14 protein-coding genes are annotated in these 21018 nt (G+C 55.5%); 4 read left to right on the top strand and 10 right to left on the bottom strand.

Going from position 1 to position 21018, the window contains the following annotated elements:
* Positions 1-36 precede the first annotated feature (36 nt).
* Positions 37-1176: a hypothetical protein gene (locus R3C20_15095; GenBank protein ID MEZ6041831.1), complete on the top strand. Its 1140-nt coding sequence runs from the start codon at positions 37-39 to the stop codon at positions 1174-1176.
* A 10-nt stretch (positions 1177-1186) separates the two neighbouring features.
* Here the strand turns inward: R3C20_15095 and R3C20_15090 are convergent, their stop codons facing one another.
* Positions 1187-1348 (bottom strand): hypothetical protein, encoded by a 162-nt coding sequence (locus R3C20_15090; GenBank protein ID MEZ6041830.1) that lies wholly within the window; start codon positions 1346-1348, stop codon positions 1187-1189.
* A gap of 289 nt (positions 1349-1637) precedes the next feature.
* On the opposite strand from R3C20_15090, the gene R3C20_15085 reads away from it, so the two are divergent.
* On the top strand, positions 1638-5147 hold the full coding sequence (locus R3C20_15085; GenBank protein ID MEZ6041829.1) for a DUF1549 domain-containing protein: 3510 nt from the start codon (positions 1638-1640) through the stop codon (positions 5145-5147).
* A 408-nt stretch (positions 5148-5555) separates the two neighbouring features.
* On the opposite strand, the gene holA is transcribed toward R3C20_15085, so the two are convergent.
* The 9 genes from holA to pyrF all read right to left on the bottom strand — a co-directional run bounded on the left by holA (position 5556) and on the right by pyrF (position 19534).
* Positions 5556-6647 carry a DNA polymerase III subunit delta gene (holA, locus tag R3C20_15080; protein MEZ6041828.1) on the bottom strand — a complete coding sequence of 364 codons (1092 nt, stop codon included), beginning with the start codon at positions 6645-6647 and terminating at the stop codon, positions 5556-5558.
* Positions 6648-6783: 136 nt separating this feature from the next.
* A complete protein-coding gene (gene dgt / locus R3C20_15075; GenBank protein MEZ6041827.1) occupies positions 6784-8106 on the bottom strand; it encodes a dNTP triphosphohydrolase in 1323 nt (440 codons plus the stop codon).
* Between the two features lie 319 nt (positions 8107-8425).
* A complete protein-coding gene (locus R3C20_15070) occupies positions 8426-9523 on the bottom strand; it encodes a hypothetical protein (protein ID MEZ6041826.1) in 1098 nt (365 codons plus the stop codon).
* 559 nt (positions 9524-10082) lie between these two features.
* Complete coding sequence (locus R3C20_15065) at positions 10083-11186, bottom strand: squalene--hopene cyclase (GenBank protein ID MEZ6041825.1); 1104 nt, start codon at positions 11184-11186, stop codon at positions 10083-10085.
* Positions 11186-14635, bottom strand: coding sequence for a hypothetical protein (locus R3C20_15060; GenBank protein ID MEZ6041824.1), 3450 nt, complete (start codon positions 14633-14635; stop codon positions 11186-11188). The genes R3C20_15065 and R3C20_15060 overlap by 1 nt, the downstream gene beginning before the upstream one ends.
* Positions 14636-14848: 213 nt before the next feature.
* The gene (locus R3C20_15055) at positions 14849-15649 is read right to left on the bottom strand and encodes an ABC transporter permease (protein MEZ6041823.1); all 801 of its coding nucleotides are present in this window, start codon (positions 15647-15649) and stop codon (positions 14849-14851) included.
* Positions 15646-16977: a GNAT family N-acetyltransferase gene (locus R3C20_15050; protein MEZ6041822.1), complete on the bottom strand. Its 1332-nt coding sequence runs from the start codon at positions 16975-16977 to the stop codon at positions 15646-15648. The genes R3C20_15055 and R3C20_15050 overlap by 4 nt, the downstream gene beginning before the upstream one ends.
* Before the next feature lie 319 nt (positions 16978-17296).
* Positions 17297-18562, bottom strand: a complete 1266-nt coding sequence (locus R3C20_15045) for a glycosyltransferase (protein ID MEZ6041821.1) — start codon at positions 18560-18562, stop codon at positions 17297-17299.
* A 21-nt stretch (positions 18563-18583) separates the two neighbouring features.
* Entirely contained in the window at positions 18584-19534 is a 951-nt protein-coding gene (gene pyrF, locus R3C20_15040; protein ID MEZ6041820.1) for an orotidine-5'-phosphate decarboxylase, read from the bottom strand.
* Positions 19535-19894: 360 nt separating this feature from the next.
* Between pyrF and R3C20_15035 the strand changes: the two genes are divergently transcribed.
* Positions 19895-20074, top strand: a complete 180-nt coding sequence (locus tag R3C20_15035) for a Flp family type IVb pilin (protein ID MEZ6041819.1) — start codon at positions 19895-19897, stop codon at positions 20072-20074.
* Between the two features lie 53 nt (positions 20075-20127).
* On the top strand, positions 20128-20916 hold the full coding sequence (gene folK / locus R3C20_15030) for a 2-amino-4-hydroxy-6-hydroxymethyldihydropteridine diphosphokinase (GenBank protein ID MEZ6041818.1): 789 nt from the start codon (positions 20128-20130) through the stop codon (positions 20914-20916).
* The last annotated feature ends 102 nt before the right edge of the window (positions 20917-21018 follow it).

The raw sequence follows: 21018 nt of genomic DNA, 5'->3' as shown, positions 1-21018 counted from the left end.
AACAGAAATGCGGGCAGAGGCCGTTTGGCCAGAATCATGACGAAGCAGGGAAGCAGCGTGTCTATCAGTAATCTTGCGTCCGAATCCAGCCCATCCGCCGAACCCATTCGAGTGGCATTCTGGAATCTTCAGAATCTGTTCGATATCGAGATTTCGGCGATTGCAGCAGACCTCGAATTCACACCTGTGAATGGATGGACTCGGGCGGCGTTCGATGCCAAGGTTCGTAATCTGGCAGAAGTCATCCGACAGATGTTCGATGGCCACGGACCGGATTTGCTCGGCATTTGCGAAATCGAAAACGAACGTGTGGCAAGACGCCTGCTTCGTGAGATTGGACGAGACGACTATCAGCTTGCTCATGTCGAGCATCCGGATATTCGCGGCATCGACACGTCTCTCATCTATTCCGATCGAATCTTCACGGCCGATCCCGCACGGATGAAGGGCCATCTGGTTCACATGCGTTTTCCAACGCGAGATATTTTCGAAGTGCCGCTGAAGGTGCGGGCAAACGACGCAGAGCTGACTGTCCTTGTGAATCACTGGCCATCGCGCAGTCAGGGGCGATGGGAGACAGAACCATTTCGACTCACCGTCGCCAGCCATTGCAGTCGTCTTGTGAATGACATTCTGAAAGTACCGCGGCGCGAATACCTGGAACTGGTCGATAGTGATGTCAGCCTGTTTCACCTGAACGATGTCTGGAATCGTAACATATTGATCATGGGCGATCTGAATGATGAACCATGGGATCGAAGTGTTCTTGAGGTGCTTGGTGCGGCCTACAGTACCGATCATCTGGAAGAAGCCATTCGGATGACCGGTGGCAGCCTTCCGTCCTATAAATCGTATGCCGGTCGGCCGGCTTACCTGTTTAACCCGATGTGGTCACTGATGACAGATCCTGATCGAGGAACTCGTTATCACAGTGAATGCAGTCAAACGATGAACCTGCTGGATCAGTTCATCCTGTCTCGCGGATTGTACTATGGAAGTCAGGGCTTGCGGGCCGTGACCAACCCTGCCGGAGTTCCGCAGGTACAGATCTTTCGACCGGAATGCATGACGACACTCAAGGGCCGGCCCCGAGAATTTCGGCTCGACAATCACACGGGGTACAGCGACCATTTTCCAGTTACGACACAGCTTGATGTTCTGACAGCTGCACGCTGAACGTTCTGGATTACGGCACGGCTGTTTCACGGGACGTTTCGACCGTCAGCCTCAGGCCGTTTGCCCCGGAACTTTGACGTATCGCCCGGGTTGTGAGGCCCCTGAGCGACTCCAAAGCCCCGGCTCGAATGGTTCCAGGTGCGTCGAAACCGTCGTTGAAATGAGTCGACATCGCAGAATCCGTCAACTTTGGCAATCACTTCATCACACCCCCAATCTCGCCCGGAATTGCGTGCAGGAACGGAGAGACGCCGGGGCCTGGCTGGCCCGATACCGGTGGCGTTTTTGACGGGTACGTTGTGACGTTTGAATCGGCGGAATACCCAAACCTGCCCCACAGACCTGGTTCCGCAGTTGGCGACGGCCCTGCCAGCGGGTATTCTTGGTATTCTGCGATTTGCCTGCTCGCTGAAGTACCGACCTCAAGGCTTCCTGCCAATACATCTCGGAGAATCTTTCCGATGAATCAATCTGCCACTCGTTCCCATTCTCACCGTGTGGGCAGCCTCTCTCTGCTGTCCCTGGTCGTCATGGCTTTTACGCTTCTGACCTTTGTGTTGCCAGCTGCGAAGGGATCGGATGAGACGCCGGGGCAAACTCCTCCTGTGGCAGAGCCAGAAGGGCCGTATCAGCAATGCGTCTGCCTGGCCAGGCCCGAATTGTTCTGGGATTTTACACGTGCCGATCTGGCGCCAACGCTGGGCGAACTGGCAGTAACCACGCTCACAGGACAACCCGTCGTTGAAAACGCGGGTCCTTCCGCGCCGGTTTTTCCACTCTTTAACTCCACCAATCCGGCACTGCGAATGGACGGGCTAAGCTTCATTCGGTTCGATGATCCGGGTGACGACAGCATCGTTGACTTTGGAAATGGCGAAGCGATTGGCATTGAAGCGTGGGTCCGCATCGATTCTGTATCCGACGGCGCTCAGATTTATGTGATTGGCAAGGGACGAACTCAGAACCCTGGTCAGATTTCCAATAACCAAAACTATGCCCTGCGGTTGCGGGGGATTGGCGGTCAGGCACACATCAGTTTTCTTTATCATTCCGCAAATCGACCCGAACAGAAGAACGACGATGGAACGGTCACCGCAGAAGCCTACAAAGGGGAATTTCATCGCTGGAACAGCACGCTCGGGTTTGAACCGGATGGTTTGTGGCACCACGTTGCGGTGACATACACGTTTGGCAGCAAGCAGCCACCACAGGGCTGGATCGATGGTCTGGCATCCGATGGCTCGTGGGACATGGGCGGAAAGACATTTCACAATCCTCCCATCGTGGATAACGATCAGGTTTGGATTGGATCGTCCATGGGGGGCGCTTCCTCGGCAACGTTTCGTGGTCTGATGGATGAAGTTGCCATCTTTCGACGCGCTCTGACCGATCGAGAGATCACCGAACGATTCCAGACGACGCGGCCATCGTCCTCCATCCCGGAACTGGCGAATGATCAGATTCCGGCGGATACGGTCACCTTTGATATTCGCGAAAATGTGTCGCTGAAAGATACCTGGTCGCGTGAAGGAACCCGCATCACGATGCAGTGGCAGCAACCGGTTGCAGCCGTTGTCGATGTACCAAAAAAATATATCACCGGCGGCATCATTGGTGACCGGAGCAATCCCAGCATTCTGCGAATGCGAACGCGACTGAAGACGCCGAATTTGTCAACGCAGGTATTGATGCGATCGCGATCAAAAGCTCGGTTACTGATCGATGGCAAAGAAGTCGCGTCGATGGAACAGGCCAAATATGCAACGGATGGACACGGCGATGTTCGTCAGCCAATTCCGCTTCTGTACGAGCACATGCATCCCGTTCCAACCGGCGATCAGGAACTGGTGACTCCGATTGAACTCACCGATGGCGAACATTTGTTCGAAATGGAAACCATTATTGGTGGTTCAGGCATGCGCGTTGAAAATAGTGAAATCGTCCTGGCGATGGGTTCACCGGACAGCGAATTCAAACTGATCTCGCCCGTCGAACATCCGATCGGACTTGATGAACGAAGCTGGCGAGAATTCTCCTCGAATCAACGGCAGTACGTGCGGCATCTGGAACAGCAGGAAAGACAAAGACGAAGTACTGCTGCGGACGAATACTGGCAACGTCGCCATCAGCTTGCTCGACAATTGAATCACCTTTCAGAAACCAGCGGGACAATTGATTCCAGCGGCATCGATCAAATCATCACCGATGTGCTCAAACGCCAGGAATTACAGCCCCTGCCCATTGTCGACGATTTGACATTTCTGAGACGCGTTACCCTGAACACTGTTGGCGTCGTCCCATCAGGTGATGAGGTTGTCTGGTTCCTGAGTCAGCCCGCTGAAACTCGTCGATCGCTGGCGATCGATCGATTCCTGGCAGATGACAGGTGGGCAGACCACTGGACCGCCTACTGGCAGGATGTTCTGGCCGAAAATCCAGGCATCCTGAAACCGGAACTGAATAACAGTGGTCCATTCCGTTGGTGGATCTATGAGTCGTTTCTGGACAACAAACCGATGGATCAGTTTGCAACAGAACTGATCATGATGAAGGGCAGTAAACTGGGAGGCGGGCCCGCTGGTTTTGCGATGGCGAGCCAGAACGATGTTCCATTTGCAGAACGCGCGCTGGTGATTGCTGCTGCGTTCAACGCTCGTGACATGAAATGTGCGCGATGCCACGATTCACCTGTGAACGAATTCAGCCAGCAGGAATTGTTCTCCGTTGCGGCAATGATCAACCGGGGTCCCATCAAATTGCCCGCCACCAGTACTGTTCCGCCCGGACCGGACGGAGAACGTTCGGAACTGATCACGGTCAGTCTGGAACCCGGTGCCGTTATCAGGCCCGAATGGCCATTCAACATCGCATTGAATGGCCCGGCGGCCCATGGTTATTCTCCGGATGGCGACGCCGTCCCACTGGAGGCATTGCTTCAGAATCCGTCCGATACGCGCGAACGTGCCGCACTGCACTTCACGCATCCCACACAATCAGCATTCGATCAGGTGATGGTCGACCGCCTCTGGTCACGGCTGTTTGGCACCGGGCTGATTTCCAATGTCGAAGACTGGGACGGCGAGCAGGAATCTGAACTGACAGATTTGCTGGTTGAACTGGGACGCCAGCATGTGGCCGTTGGATATGATCTGAAGTCGACGGCCCGCATCATCATGAATACAAACGCCTGGCAGCGCGCCGTCGCTCCTGCAGATTCCCCGCTCGCTCGTTTCTTCGGCGGGCAAACGAATCGTCGATTGACCGCTGAACAGATGGTCGATTCCCTGTACTTTGTCGTCGGAAAAACATTCGATTCTGAAATGCTGACCCTGGATTCTGAAGGCCGTCGCCCCGCATCATCCTTCCTGAACCTGGGCGCACCAACGCGCGCCTGGCAGTTCTGTTCGCTGTCCAATGAACGCGATCGTCCCGCGCTGGCCCTGCCCCGCGCGCAGGCGATCTACGACCTGCTGACGGTCTTCGGGTGGCGTGACTCCAGACCGCAGTCCATCAACAATCGCCCGGAGGAAGCCACGGTACTGCAACCATTGACTCTTTCGAACGGTACTGCAGGCCGGCGATTGATTCAGCTGAGTGACGGGGCCATCGCCACGGAACTCGCGGTCAACGCGAAGTCACCCGAGGAACTGGCGGTTCAGTTATTTCAGCAGGTGCTGTCGCGAACTCCTGACAGCGAAGAAGAGCTGGCATTCGCGAATGAGCTGAGGGAAGGATTTGAGGATCGGCTGATTGCTGATGCCGTGGTTCCGGAGCAGCCGAAAGTTATTCGCGACCCGATCAGCTGGTCGAATCATCTTCACCCTCACGCAACCGAAATCAAACAACAGATCGAAGCCGTCGTTCGGGCCGGCGATCCGCCATCCGTTCGTTTGAAGACGGAATGGCGACTGCGGGCAGAAGACGCTCTCTGGGTTTTGCTGAACTGTCCTGAATTCGCATTTGTCCCTTAACAACCGTTGCTGAGCGTGGCCCGTTGGAAGCAGTAATCCGACAGTGTCAACAAAGCAGCGGTGGCTCGTGAGGACCTCTCTTGCCAAAAGCCGGTTGAAAAACGGGGACTGGCTCGATCAGGAGACCTGAGAACACGATGGTTTCCAGTCCTCACGTGTGCCTGTCCCGGTTTTTCAATGGACAGCTGGCGCCGGGTGAGCCTGTCGCCAGTTCCTCCACGGGCCGTTGGCACTGTGTTTGTGCATTCCCTCGGGTTCATCCAATGGATGACCCCTCCGAAATCAGTTGGCGGAAGTCAGTCGGCAGAAGTCAGTCGGCAGAAGTCAGTCGGCAGAAGTCAGTCGCCGGAAGTCAGTCGCCGGAAGTCAGTCGCCAGAAGTCAGTCGGCAGAAGTCAGTCGGCAGAAGTCAGTTGCCGGAAAGGCGGACGAAGAGGCGTTCCAGCAGGATTTTTGGGTCGACACGGCTGCCACCCTTCATGTCGTGATCCGCTTCGCAGAGCCATTGCAGAATGCGGCTCGCTTTTTCAAAACCGACTCGGCGCATGTAGCGTTCGAAGTCCCCCACAGCGAAAGGCATGACACCGGAACTGCGAAGTGCATCCGGCAGCGCTGTGCCGGTGCGCGCGAGTTCCGTGGCCTGCCCTAGCTTCCGAAACGTAAATGTTGTGCCACCCAGAATTTTCTGAGGTGCATCACCGGCCTGCAGCAGTTTCTCAAGAGCTTCGATGGCTCTGGACATGTTGTTGTCGCGCACGGCATCCAGCATGACCCATGTCGTTTCCAGACGCCATCCGCCAACAACTCGACTGACATCGTCCGTGGTCATCTGTTCTGTTTCACCCACCAGTGCGGCTACCTTTGCGACTTCCTGCTGCAGCAAGCCCATACTGTCGCCAGCCAGCTGAATCATCAGCGACGCAGCATCCTTTTCCAGTACCTTTCCGTGTTCATCTTTTGCCAGTCGCTGCAGCCAGCTGATCAGGGCAGCCCCCTTGAGCTGACCGCATTCCAGCGCAAGACCGACGGCAGCAACAGCCTTATACAACCGGGTGGTTTTCTGCCACGATTTGACATCCAGAATCAGCAGTGACGACCGGGATGGATGGGCGACGTATTTCTCCAGAGCCGCTCGGTGATTACTGACAAACTCGTCTGCATCTTCAATCAGCACGATACGCTGATCGCCGAACATTGAAACGGTTTTCAGCTCCGTGACCACATCGCGAAATTCAACATCACTGCCGTTGAGTTTTGTCAGAGAAAGTTCGTCATCGCTGCCGTCGCCACCGCAGCCGGGAATTCGCCTGAGCGCTTCGAGTTTCAGAAATCGCTCACTTCCGAAGAGTACGACCACGGGGACGTGTTCGAATGCTTTCTTCGAATTGATGAATTCGGTTGCGTGCATGATGACGGCTGACGGATGTGAGTCGTTGCGGCGATGAAGGGCGATGAAGTCGACGAGCGTCAATTCGCGGTACTGGCGAATGATATCGATCACGACCGTATAAGAATACCAAATGTGCGGCCCCGTTAACTGTCCGCTGAAAACCGGGACAGGCAGGAAGGACGACTGGAAACCATCGTGTTTTCAGGTCTCCTGCTCGAGCCGGTCCCGTTTTCCACAGGCCGTTAAGTTAAATGGCACCGAAACCAGACAGTTTCTGAAACTGCTCGACGCAGTACCGGTCGGTCATGCCCGAGACGTTGTCTGTGCAGGCCAGCAGTTTCTGGTAGTCAGACATTTCTCCGGCAATACGCACGCCGGTCAGTTGAATCAAGTGCCTTTGAAATCGATTGGGGGCGGACGAAAGTACGGCAGGCACAAGCATATTCAGCAGACCCTGAATGGCTCTGTAACCGGCAGCTTCCATCTCCAGCACCCGGGTACTTTGAAAGACCTGACGGCAAACAAGCGTCCTGGCTTCGTTGTAGGGTTCTCCGGAAGGGCAATAGTCGATCAAAGCCCCTTCGAAGGTGCCGTCCAGGATTTCTGCCATGTGCTGCTGGAAGACAACAGAGCATTCCTGCACAAGCTGGCTGATGGCCAGCGCGCGGGCCATTGCAAGTCGATCTTCATCCGGCAATCCGCTGGCATCCCATGACGGTTTGCCGATGGCATCCAGTATGCGGACGGCATCATCCAGAGAAACCAGTCCCGCCTTCCATCCATCTTCAAGATCCACAACAACGTAGCAGATATCGTCGGCCGCCTCGGTCAGCCAGGCGAGTGGATGGCGGCTGAATTCGCCGGAGGGACCTGCTGTGCGTCCGGCCACTGAAAAGACAGCGTCAAAGAGCGCTCGGTCGTCTTCAAAACATCCATGCTTCCGATATCTGGCAGGCTGATTTCCAATGAAGCTTGGTCGCGGGTACTTGATCAAAGCGCCCAGAGTTGCAGCGGTCAAACGCATTCCGCCCACGCGATTGCTCATCTGCAGGCGAGTCAACACGCGAAAGCTCTGGGCATTACCTTCGAAAGCGGTCAGATCGGCTCGCTGGCCTTCGGTCATTTGGCCAGCCAGTTCCCAGCCCTGCTTGTTCTGTGAGAAGAATTCTGTGGCCCAGTCCTGAATGGCTCGTTCGCCAAAATGACCGAACGGAGGATTGCCGATGTCGTGTGCAAGGCAGGCTGTCGCGACAATAGCTTCGAAATCGCCCTGCGACACAACCGACGAGATCCCGGAATCCCTGTGGCTGTAGATTTCTGTCGCCAAAGAACGCCCGACACACGAGACTTCCAGGCTGTGGGTCAATCGGCGCCGTGTGTAATCGGACTGCGGGAACGGCACGACCTGCGTTTTGTCGCTCAATCGACGAAACGCGCTGGAAAAGATGATGCGATCATAGTCCCGATGAAACTCCGATCGAAGTGTTTCGGTACTGGAAGCTGTTGATGCCGAGCCTCCAATTCGCTGTTCAGAAAGAAACGGACGCCAGTTAAATGGAGCGGGGGTCATAGTAGGGATCAGATTTATGACGGACCGCATGGATCCGTTTGGAAGACGCAGAGCTGAACACGTGATAGTCGGGACTCTCGTGATGACTGGCCGATACCGCGTACCAGAACCGTCCACCTCAAAAGTCAGGAAGCCCGGTCCTGCAAGAGCCGGGCTTCTGTGAGCGGTAAGTTATTGATAACGACCGACGAATCAACCTCGCCGCGCCATACGGTTCGAAATCAGGCTTGCTGCATCAGCCCGTTCAAGATCAGCAACGCACTCAGCCGATTCTTTCGCCGGACAGCGATTCACTGCCGAGAACGACATCGTTCGCCATCTAGTCAACAAACGGGTCGAACTTCTCGCGAAGCGACCTCAGAGTATCCTCTGACAACATCGATCCAGCCCCGGCTGAATTTCCGGACCTCCCCGATGTCGAAGGGGTGGCGGGGAAGGCGGACCGTACGGAATCCGGAAGTCGGTCCCGAATGAATTGCCCTGAGTCCGACGTAATGGATTCCATTGCTTTCGATCCGGTTTCACCCAACGATGTCTCAGCTCGGTTCAAAGCAGAACGAGCTCTGCTTTCCAGTTCTGCGGAAATGTCTTCGAAGGGAGACACGGGAGCACGGCTCGAACTGGTCGGAACTTCTCCGGAGGTGCTTCCCGGCCCTGATCCGAAGATCGTGGATTCCAGACGCTCTGCAATTTTCTGAGTTGGGGAGACCGATGGAACCGAATTCCGACTGGTGTCGCCGGAAAACGTCCGGGCTGGCGGCGACACGTCTTCCGTAAAGAATTGCGTCCCTGTGTTCAAAATATCGTCCACTCCAAAACGACTTCCTTTTGACGAGTCGCTGTTGATGGTCCTTGAACTCGTGTCCGTCCCTGCAGCATTCGCCCGATCAGCACCCGACTGAACAGAAGTTGACCGCTCAGAAGTTGACTGATCAGAACCTGACTGGGCAACCTTGAATGGGTCCGGCAATGGTCTCTTCGCATCCTGAGGAAACGGGATCACGATGGAGTTCTCGTTGCTGGCGTCCGGTTTCAAGGGTTCGAAGTCGGGAAGCTTGAACAGTCTCGCATCGGTTGCAGAATCTGCCCCGTCCGTTTTTCCGTTGATCAGTGAACGCAGTTGGTCCAGAGTTGCACTTTCTGTGGACACGGTATCCGTCAGGTTTTCGACCACCGACTGTGAGATCAGGTCCGCCGATCCATGCGCCATCAGCGCGCGGGCAAGTTCGGGACGGTCGGTCCATTTGGTGGCATCCCATTCACGGATATCCGCGTAGGCCAGACCGAGCGAGGCCTGCGGGGTGCGCGGAACAACCTGAAAGCCGTCATGCGACCGAACAACATGGTACTGCATGGCAACAAACATGATTGATGCACCCAGCAAACTACCAAACAGAAATGGCTTGGCTTTGCTCATGGGTTTGTTTCCTTCAGCGGACTTTTTCACTGAAACAGTCTCAGCACTTCGTTCACAGGACCCATACGGTTCCGGAGTGCGGTGTCCGACAATGGCGAAAACCGAGCAGCAAAACGTGGATGGGGCCGTCGAGTGGGAACGTTGGAGGATGCCTGTTGAATGAGGGTGGGAGGAGCCTGAAACCCCGGCGGGCAGCGGCTTCAATTCAACCTATCATGCAAACGAGCCGGAAAATGAGACTTCCGCCTCCCGCCGAACGAATTTGAAGACCTTGTCGGACGACAGCCCGTCAGGTTTTCTTAGTCAGTCAGGTTTGCCCAGCAGCGAAATTCTGTATTGCCGTCAGTCTCTGCCACGAAAGGGAACCAATTCACACGAATTCCCGGATTTCAGTGAAGATCGATCCATCGCACCTATGCCGTTTCGCCATCGGATCGCTGGCAGCATTTCTACCGTCCGTGAACAGGCGGTTCGCGGTGTGATGGCCGGAATCTCATCGCGGATACCCACTGCGTGCGGGCGCTGCGGGAGCGGCCAACTGCTCCTTTGCAGTCGCCGATTACCTTTCATAAACCGGCAGGAAGCGATAATTCAGTGCGAGTGCAAGCATGGACATCGATGTACCGTAGGCGGCCCCATGGCGGCTTTCAAAATGCCCGTCTTCTGCCTGCAGATTTTTCAACTGGCGAATGGTGAGTTGATTCCATCGCTGCCAGGAATCGAAGTCGCCCTGAAACAAGGCCTGAGCCATGTAGTAGCGGAAGTATTCGGGGTATCCATTATCGGTGTGTTCCAGATTCAAAGTCACCTGACTGGTCACGGCCTGGTATTCGTCCAGATCTTTTCGACGTCCCACGGCATAGATGAGAGATGCGATGGCCTGCAGGTTTTTCGATCCGCCCCATCCACCAACACCGCCCGAATAACCCACGGCTCCCTGACTGGATGTCATCTTCTGAAAATAACTGATGGCATTATCGATGGTTTCGTCAGGAACCCTGATTCCCGCGTTTCTGGCGGCCAGCAATCCCATCAGCACAGCGCCGGATACGGATGTGTCCGCATCAGAGGCTGAAGGAGCATAACGCCATCCTCCCCATGGATTGTTCTTCTGCGCGGTGACAGCACAGCGAACGGCCAGTTCCAGTGCCTCGCCAATCGATCTCTGCGTTTCCTTTTCCTCTCCTGAACCCTGCCAGAGTGTTTCTTCATCCACAACTCCGTAGGCTTCTGCCAGAGACAGCATTGCAAAGCCATGATGATACATACTTCCGGGCAGGTAACCGGACTTCAGATCCTGTCCCCTGATCAGCGCCTGTAGCGCGCGGCGAATACTGTCTGCATAAGCACCGAAGTTGGGATCCTCGCCACTGGCCAGAAATGCCATGACGACCATTCCGGTGATTCCGGAATTTCCGGGTCCGCCGCCATGATGATTTTCTCCGCCGTGCCAGGTCCCATCTTTATCCTGATTCCTGACCAGCCATTGCAGCCCGCGTTCGTAGATTGCTTCGACGTCAGGGGGGACGGCAGTTCCGAATCGAATCTCCGGTTCCTGAGACTGTGCGCAGGAATCCGGAGTAAGGGTGGTGCCGATTCCGAAACAGGCCACAGCAAAGAGAATGGGTTTGACAGCAAACCTGTGTTTTGTCCGGTGTGTCATCAGCGGCCTCCTTCGACAGCGTTAAAGAACGCATCTAACCCATCACGAAATTCTTCCGGCAAAGCGTTTTCTGAATTACCGGTTGCCTGATTGACACCTCGCTGCTGAATCCTGGCCTGGGCATCTGAGCTGGATCCCATTAAAGCCAGCGCGGCCTGCTCGGTGCTTCCTTCGCTGCCGAATCCTGCCTGAGCGCCACTGGACTTGCCCTGCGAATCGCTGGACTGATTCCGTTTGGCCCGCAAAAGACTTTCGATGGCCTCCGTTTCTGCGGCAATTGCATCCGGACCGGTGTTTGGTATTGTCAGGATCGATTGTGCATCCATCATCGCATCCCGAGCTGCGGACAGCATGTCCAGTTCCGTCTCAAATGCTTCGCCGCCTTCAGGCAGGTCACGAATATCCGTCATCACCTGTACAGTTCGGTCAACGAGTTCTTTCTGGGACGTTCCCTGTTGAACGGCTCTGGAGACGTATTCGTTAATCAGAATGGCTTCGCGCGCCTGTTCGAGGGATCGCGTCTCTTCCCGCAATCCGATTTCTGCTTCAAGCACACGCATGATCTCCAGGACAATTGTCGGCGGCAGGCTGCCTTTGGGTTTGTCTTTATCTTTGTCCTTTTCTTTCTTGCCGTCGCTGTCTTCAGGAATGGGGACAAGTTCTTCGGCCCAGCGGTCCAGTGTATCGGCCCAGAATTCCGCGCGTGAGATGGATTCGCCCGCCATGTTCTCTCGAATTCGTTCGCTGATCCCTTCGACCTGGGTGACCACGGATGCGTCTTTCATTTCATCGATGATGCGCAACGAAACCGGATCAGGAACGCGGCTCATGTAGGCTTCCATATCCGATTGAATGTTCCAGATGAATTGACTTTGATCCACTTCACGCTGCGCGATTGTGGCCAGCATGCTGGTGCGTTGTTCGTCCAGCTGACGGTAGTCGACTCCAAACGACTGCATTAACGAACGATTCAGATCATGAGCGATTTCCAGCTGTCTGCGTGATGCGGCCTTCAGGCGTTTCACAAAGGTGCTGTTTTCCAGGTCATCCATGATGGCCTGCAGATCGTCGCGGATCTTTTCGAATTCCAGCAGCAGCGACTCCTGTACCTCAACCGCTTCCGCAAGATCTTCTTCCGCCTGCTCTTCCTCGTTCGATTTTTCTTTGTCCTTCTTCGGCGCGCGCGGGCCTCCCTGCAACACTGTTTCCGGCAGCGTCAGTCGACCGGGGCCGGACTTTTTCTTTCCCTTCTTGTCGTCGTCCTTTTCAGCATCCGGATCGTCTTCTGTCGGTTTGTTAAAGCCGGATTCCACATCCTCGATCTTTGGAGCCTTTGCCTTTCCATCGTCATCGGGATCCTCATCGGGAGACTCACCAGCGTTCTCATCCTGTTTTCCCTGCATGGTGCTGCGATTGTTGCCGACAGTCAGGGGATCTTTGGACTGATCATCCGAAAGTTCGCCGGCCGCGGCCGCCGCTTTCCTGCTGGAGTTTGCAGCATTATTCAGCAGACCGGCGATCGATGGCATTTGCTGCTGCGACATCTTTTCGAGGTTCAGCAGTGCAGACGCCCACTTCTCCAGGTGCTGTGCCTGCATTTCCTGATTCCGCATCGCTTGCTGGATCAGCATGCGTCCCTGCTCGGTGATACTTCCCAGTCGTGCAGCGTTGGCGCGTTCGGCCGCAACCTGTTGAGCAATCGTCTGTTGCATTTCCGGCTGGCCAAGTTCGTTGATGCTCACTGCCCGCAGTTCGCGATTGGTCGCGTGCAACCGCATTTCTTCTTCGTAAACATCTTCGGCCTGACTGGCCCATCGTCGTAACTGATTGGAAACCCAGATCGCATGTTCGCCGGGCCGCATAATCTGAAGGACGTAGGAAGGCGAAAACGTTCGTTCCCGGTCCGGGTGGAAGTCTTCCGCCCACGCGCGAAGTTCCAGTAGTTGCGGGACGACTCCGTCTGTTTCCGCGCAGAATGTGACGGTTGCCTGAACTTTTTCCCGATCGGGTCCACCACCCGCCGCCACTTTCTGACCCATTTGAACCTGGTAACCGGTTTCCGGGCTTTCCTGTGCGTCCAGCATTCCCTGCCATGACAACCCCAACTGTTTGACTCCAAAATCATCCGCCGCCGACAGTTCGAATGTGATGACATCGGTCGAAAGAATCACCTGCTGCGGTTCCTGCTGCTGGCACGAAACAGCAGGAGGCAGATCTTCGATCATGTTCAGCTTCAGGCGAAAGGGTTCGCGGGACGTCAGCCCAAGATCATCACGCCAGGAGATATCCAGCAGCAGTGATTCTTCCACGTGTACCGGGCTGGTCGTGAGAGTGTTTCCGGTCAGACAGACGGTTGGAGCAGGAATGAAAGGAGGCGTCGCAACTACTGCGGCAGTCGATTCAGGTGAGTCGTCGCTGGTACGACTAACAGGTCGTTGCACCGAAGCGTTTGCTTCGGCAAGTCCGCGACTGACCTCTGCCTGAACTTCCACAACAGCGCCGGGAATCACCGACATGCTGCCAGTGCGAGCGTCCCTGACCAGCGGTTCACTGCGTTGCAGGTATGAAGGCAGTGTGACAGTGGCCATCAGCTGTGTCAGTTCGGGGCGAGTCTCCGGCCGTACCGTTATCGATTTCCGAACGTCTCCGATGCGAAGGTCGATACTGGCTGGCACCGTCTGTCCGGGAATTTGAAAGTCGTATCGGGAATCCGTCAGCGAAGATGTTTCTGTCCGCACATGATTAATGCTGGCAGTCCCGGTGTCCGGGGACCACGTGGTATCAGGCTTGAGACTGGCTGTCAGCAGGAAGTCTTCTCCGTGGGGCACGATCATCGTCGGCGATAGCGGGTCAATCCGGGCAAATGTGTAACGATCTGTCTGACTCCAGGGAGCGATCCAGCGTTTGAGAGCATTGAAGCCAGCGGCCGGCACGACAAGCATCGCAAGCAACGTGAGGATTACGGGAACGGCCGCGACAGCGGTCCAGGTGCGATGACGCGGATTGGGAACGGCATCACTCAAGTCCCGATCCCGAACCAGACTGTCCACATGACCAATCGCAGCCCTGGCCAGGGCCAGACTGTTTCCCGGCTGATTCGGATCACGAGCCAGTTCAACCACCCCCAGTAACTGATCGCCCAACCCGGGAAACTTTTGCTTCAACAGTCGGGCAATTTGTTCCATACGCCGAGTCTTCCAGATCCAGCGATGGCACATCAATGGAAGAAAAACGGCGAGACCAATGCATCCGATGGCCAGCAGAAGTCCCCGGATGCCAGCAGACGTTTCAAAAAAACGATCCAGCACAAATACGGCTACATAAGACAGCGTGAGCCCGAAGACGGCACCCAGAATGGCTTCCGTGAGCTTGATCAAGCGTACTCGCCGTTGAAACTGCAGCATTCGCGCGGTGGTTGTGTCCGGCAATTGCAGGGGCGAATTTGTCATTGAGGAAAACTCACATTACTGAAGCAGATTAGGGAGCGGATATTGTTACTGAAATCTGTCTGATGCTTCGTCTCGAAGCGAAAGTCGTAATCGGGCCGCCACAAGATGGCATCTCCACCATTTTCAGAACATCGGAAGGACTTACCTGAGAACCGGGAGAAATGACGCGGCCACTTGTGGGACAGAATCAGCATTCACGGAATGATGACAACCTCAGTGACCGTTGTCATCGGAATTCGTCGTTCCATCTGCAGGTGTGGACGGTCTTTCCGCCGGATCCGAACGCATCAGATGGAGCACCAGAACGGATGCCAGTCCAGCCGACGCAAACATCATGCACATCACCATGATCTGATATCGGGCAGCAATCTGCGGTGCCGCCCCGGCCAGCACCTGTCCCGTCATCATCCCCGGAATAGAAACCACACCAACGGCGAACAGTGAATTCGTGATGGGAATCAGAGATGTTTCGATGGCTGTTCTGGCCGCTTTATCCCGAGAAACACCGCGGGACAATTCTGCCAGATATCGTTCTGCTGACAGGCCAACCGCATTCATGCAGCTCGAAAAAATCATTCCTGCCAAAGGGATCATCTTGTCGGGGGAATACCAGGGATCCAGTTGCAGGACTCCCTGCGTCACAATCATCAGCGTGAAACCACCCGAAATCGAAATGGCAGCAAAAGCTCGCAGATAATAGCGTCGTCGGTTCCGGACCGTTACTCGCAGGGAAATCCAGCTGGCCACAAGCAGCATGACCGACAGAACACCCAAAACGACAAGTGGACTGTCCGCCTCAAAAATGTAGCGCAGCAGATAGCCAATAATGAACAATTGCAGCAGCATTCGACCAATGGCAAAGATCGATGTTCCCACGGCGATGGACCACGATCGCAGCACGATCAGGAGGATCACTACGGGGATCAGTGCCAGGGCGAGACGTTCGAGTGGAATCAGCGCGGCTGAAAGCAGCAGGCAAAGGTTCATGTCTGCAGTTATCGAATGCGACATCATGACTTGAATGGATTTCGATCGGGGGCTTCGTCATGGGGAATCGAACCAAGCAAACTTCGAAGCAGGTGATTCAGGATGGGTTGCCTGTGTCGAAGCCAGACGGACGTTGCTTCCGGCCTTGCACCCAGTCTGGCTTTGGGATCAAGAGCTGTCCGCCCAAGCGAAAGCTTCGAACAGCCAAAGCGGATCGCATCTTCGACGCAAACCTGTAACAGCCGAAAATAGAGCGGACACTGCTGATTCACCTGATAGTCGAATCCGATGTAATAACCCACGCATGTGTCGCCATCCCTGAGCGTGGTGATGAAACCAATCGTTCTGCCCTCCTGAACGGCAATTGTGCAGCGGAAATTTTCTCCGGCAGCTTTTGCAATTCCTGGCAGGTAGTCTGGTGAGATAGAAACCGGTCGCACGGCCGCTCTTGATTGGACGGCATGATAGAGTTCAAAGATGGAATCGGCGTGTTGCCTGATGTCTTCCACCAGCGTCAGTTCCACTCCAGCCGATTCGACTTCCTTCACAACCTTCTTTGCACTGCTTCGATACTTCGACGAAAGGCTGTTAAGATAGTGCTCAAACGACTTCCATGCAGGATCGATCGTCAGCACCATGTTCGGGTCCGTTTCGGCGGGGCGATAGTCGAAGTCTTTCAGCTCGTCAATTCCCCAATCTGCTGACGCATCGCCGCCTGGGAAGTCTTTGAGCATCACCAGGTCCGTTTGTCCGGAAAGTCGTTCTGCCCTTCGGATTCGGTACAAGGCTTCGGCCACAGCGCCCCAGGCAGTCGGTCTTGAAACATCATTCGAAAGTGCAACGGCATGCTGACCCCACGACAGCAAATTGCCGCAGACCAACACCCGTCCCCTGATCCGTTCAACCGCTTTGCGTTTTGTTTTTTCAGTGACGCCCCGGACAACCTGTTCAACCTTCTTTCGCGCGACTGCAGTGAACTCTGCAATGGACTTCGCCCCGGGCTCGATTAAAGCCGTTGTCTTGGCGACGACCGGATCATTGCTGATCAAGTGCTTCCCGTCGATTTGCACAAGCTGTGCAACCAAAGCCGCAACCGGCTTGCACCCATCGAATGCCATGGCGTAGCGGCCGGAGACATTCTCGGGTCCCGCGGAATCAATCACTGACAGGTATTCACGCGACAGAAACCACGAGTGGTTATTTGTCAGAGAATCCCATGCTCTGGCAGGAATCAGGTCGATGCGGTCCGCCAGCACAAATTGCAATCCGCTGGGAGAATGACGTTTCCTCCATGCCTGCCTTGCAGATGCAATACGATTCTGCAGCTTTGATTCTTCTGTTTTACGCTTGACCATTTGCCTGCCTGCTGAAAGCACCGCAACCGTATTTCGTTTGTGCAACGCCCATCGCCCGCGGCAAGAAGGGTTCGCGGGAAACATGCCCGTCACCGTACAAGACGTGAACGCGGTCGGCAGGATATGTCAGGAGAGTCCTTCCAACCAGCAATTGGCAGGTGATCAGGAATGCCTGGCGATCCCTTTCAACCGATCCTGAATCCGTGATGCTGAAAATGCTTCCATCGTTCCCTGGATGTGTCTCAGCCTGATGCCGCAATCAGTGACAGTGCGATCACCGGGAACTTTTCTTCCGTCGAGGCCACCGGGTCATTGCCTTTTACTTTGGGGGACTTCCGTTTGCTTCAACCAGCGATGTGAACAGCGTTTCCAGCCGTCGGGCGGCCTGCGCGATTGTGTAGTTGGCCTTCACGTGCATCGCCGCTTCTGCAGACATCTTTCTGATTTCATGGCCATCGGTCAGCACGCGGGACAGGGCGTCACAAATGGCTTTGCTGCTGGAGGGAGGGACAAGCTGTCCGAAGCGACCGCCCTCAAGGATTTCTCGTGGACCGGAGGGGCAATCGGCTGAGATGACGGGCGTCCCCAGTGCCATGGCCTCCAGCAACACGTTCGGCATTCCTTCAATGAGCGATGGCAGCACAAAGACGTCAGCGCTTCGATACCACCACGCAGCATTGCATTGAAACCCTGGCATGCGAACCTCGTTGCTTAAGCCCCGTTCGTTGACCAACTGCATCAATCGGTCACGCCAATCGCCATCTCCAAGAATGCAAAGTCGAATCGATGTATCAGGAAATCGGACCTTCAGGTCTGCGGCAGCCTGAATCAGAAAGTGGAAGCCCTTTTGTTCGTTGAGCCGACCTGCACTTACAATCCGAAGAGTGTCGGGCCGGGAACTGGTGCCGCCGGAATCCATTGCCTGATCGCCATTCCACCATGCGGCGAGGTCCGGGGATTCTGAGCCCGGCGGTCGAATGGCCTGTTCCTCCAGCAGGTTGGTGTCAACGCCGTTCAGAAGCGTCTCAATTCGTTCCGGATGGATTTTGTAGAAACGAATCGCAGCTTTCCGTGCTCCGTCCGAAACCGCCAGAACGCGAGACGATCGCTCGTACAATCGGTGTAGTTTTCTGCGTTTGATCCACTGGAATCGACCCGCCACTGGTGAGAACCCGGTTTCCGGGTCGGTGACAATGGTAGAGACGTTGGGAACGCCTGCCTTCTGGGCCCCGGCGGCAGACACCAGCGTCATCAGAAACGTCCGGTCATAGCTCACGTCCGCGCGAATCTCCCGAAGGTACTTCGCAAAATCCGCAACGCGCAGGGCATGCATAAGGCCGGGAGCATAAATCCGGGAGGGAGTCACGCGTTCTTCAAACGCAGCGACAGGAACATCATCCGGCACCAGACTCAGCAGTGGTCCGGATCGATAAATCAGGTAAAGAAACGGTTCGAAGCGTCGTCGATCGAGCTGCCGAAGCAGCGAGACGAGTTGACGTTCGGAGCCGCCACCATGAAGCGCACCAATGGAAAACACCACGCGAATGCGTCGGTGCTTTTCTGCTGGATCATCATTGCCGGACATCGCTTGCCGATACTCCACGGGCTACGAAGCGTTTGCAAGCTGACTCGCAGAAGTATGTGTGGCCAGGTCAGCGATCATGTCGCGCGTGGCCGCTGCAACAGCATCCTGCCATTTCTCAGGACCAAACTGGTCTGCATAGGGTTGGCGAGTCCATGCAAAATTAATTCCGCGCGAACTGTTGACCAAAGCACCCATGCCGGTGGCATCGAACGCGCCGGCGGTGTCCGCCGATGTGCCTCCCTGTGCTCCGTAGCCGGGAATCAACAACGGGACGCTTGGCATACGAGCTCGAAGAGACACCAGTTGCTCTGGCCAGGTTGCACCAACGACGGCACCGACGGCACCATACGCGTCATCCTTCTTTGACTGAGCAGATAATTCTTCGACCTGATCAGCAACGCGTTCGTACAACGCCGCTCCATCAGAGATTTGATCCTGCAGGTCCTCCGCGCCCGGATTACTTGTGCGGACCAGAACGTAAACACCCGCATTGCGCTGGGCAGCGAGACGTACAAATGGTTGCAGGGTGTCGCCGCCGAGGTAAGGATTGATGGTCAATGCGTCGGCTGGCCACGCTGCAGCTTCGACGTCCTCGCCGGCCAGCCACGCATCGGCATAGGCTTCAGCCGTCGAACCAATATCTCCTCGTTTGGCGTCCGCAATCACCATCAGACCGGCACGTCGGGCGTGCGTCATGACCGCATGCAGCGCGCGGCAACCCGGCACTCCCAGTTGTTCGAAGAATGCGACCTGTGGTTTTATGGCAGGCACCAATGGAGCGACAATATCAATGAGTGTCCGGGAGTACGACTCGAATGCGTAGGCAGTTCGTTCGTTGATCGTGCCCGACGATCCGGCCGCCGAACTTCGAATGCTCTCTGGCAGCAGATCCCAGCGAGGGTCAATCCCGACCAGGGCGGGAGTTCGGCACTTGAGAATTCGTTCACGCAGTCGACTTGCATAGCTGGCCATAGGGGCTTCCTGATGTTTATGTTTTTCGGGCCGATTGCGCAATGGGCGTCAGAGGTTTGTGGAATGTGAGGCGGTGTGAAACCTCAGGCTGGTTGCAGTGTGTCGATCGAAGAGCGCTTCTGCAACTTGATCGGGCTGCGTCGTGGCTTTGAGATCCGCGACAAAAACGTTGGCCCACATCCGGGAATGAAGCCGGTTCGTATCCGGTCATGCCGATTTTGACGATTCGCCGGATGGCGCGTCCGTTAATGGGGCGTTGCATCCGTAAACTTTCCATTCTGTGGCAGTCCGGAGAGTATTTCTAAGCAAGACTTTTTCGGATTGAACCTCCCCCCACGACACTCACCTGGGCGGCAAGAAATGCTAAGGCGCGTCATTCGAAAATTCATTCACGACGACTCCGGACCGACCGCCGTTGAGTATGCCGTGATGCTCGCGCTGATCATCGTTTTGTGTATTAGTGGAATTTCGATGGTGGGCGGTGGCAATAATGGCTGGTGGACCCGGACCAACACTTCGCTGCAGTCGTACGGCTTCTGATTCTGCTACACTCCGTGCTCTTTCATTTTGCAGCAGGAGCAGGAATTTCAGCCGTGTCCGAGACTCAATGCCTCATTGCAATCGGAGGCAACGTTCAAGCGTCCAAAACTCTCCCGAAGCGCGCTGTTCAGCTTCTGGAGTCGTCCGATCTTCAGGTGTTGCGACTCAGTGAGTCCTTTATCACGGCACCGGTTGGTGAGAACGCAGGGACGGAATTCGTAAACGCCGCCGCTGTTATCCAAACGTCACTCACACCGTTCGAATTGCTTGGCCGACTGCACGCTACGGAAAATCAATTCGGACGTACCCGCGACATCCACTGGGGCCCAAGGCCACTGGATCTGGATCTCATTTTCTATGGCGATCAGGTGATTGAACGTCCCGATCTGGTCATTCCCCATCCCGCGATGTGGTACCGACGATTTGTGCTGGATCCTTCCATCCAGGTGGCCGCCGACTGGGCACATCCTGTCCTCGGAGTGAGCGTACAGGATCTTCACGACAGACTCCTCAGTCGTCCTTTGATTTTTGAGTACTGCCTGCATCAGGAATCTCAACAAACGGACGTTGCGCAGCTGAGTGTTCCGATGGAAAACACGATTCAACACTTCCTGACCGTGGGCAAGGCGGAGTTGCATTTCCAGCACACTGAGCCACGGCAGCCCATGTCCGATGTCGCCTGCGCTCGCCTGATATTTGGAAGACCCGTTGCCGCTGGCTGGAGTCAACCGCCGCCGGGCCAACGATTTGCCATTGGTCTTCCTCTGAATTCAGCAGTCGAAAGTATCGAGGAATTCTGGTCGAAAGAAATGACCAACCTGTTCGCTGCCATTCATGGTTGAAGCGACCGGATGTATTCCAGCTTTATTGCGGCCGGGCCTGTTCAATACGCACTGTGGGAATTGAAGACAGCGGCATCGATGCGGATTTTCCGCTGATCACGG

Source organism: Planctomycetaceae bacterium (assembly GCA_041398825.1).
In the GTDB taxonomy this organism is placed as follows: domain Bacteria; phylum Planctomycetota; class Planctomycetia; order Planctomycetales; family Planctomycetaceae; genus F1-80-MAGs062.
The sequence above is the reverse complement of the archived record's forward strand: the minus strand, read 5'-3'. Positions and strand labels throughout refer to the sequence as shown.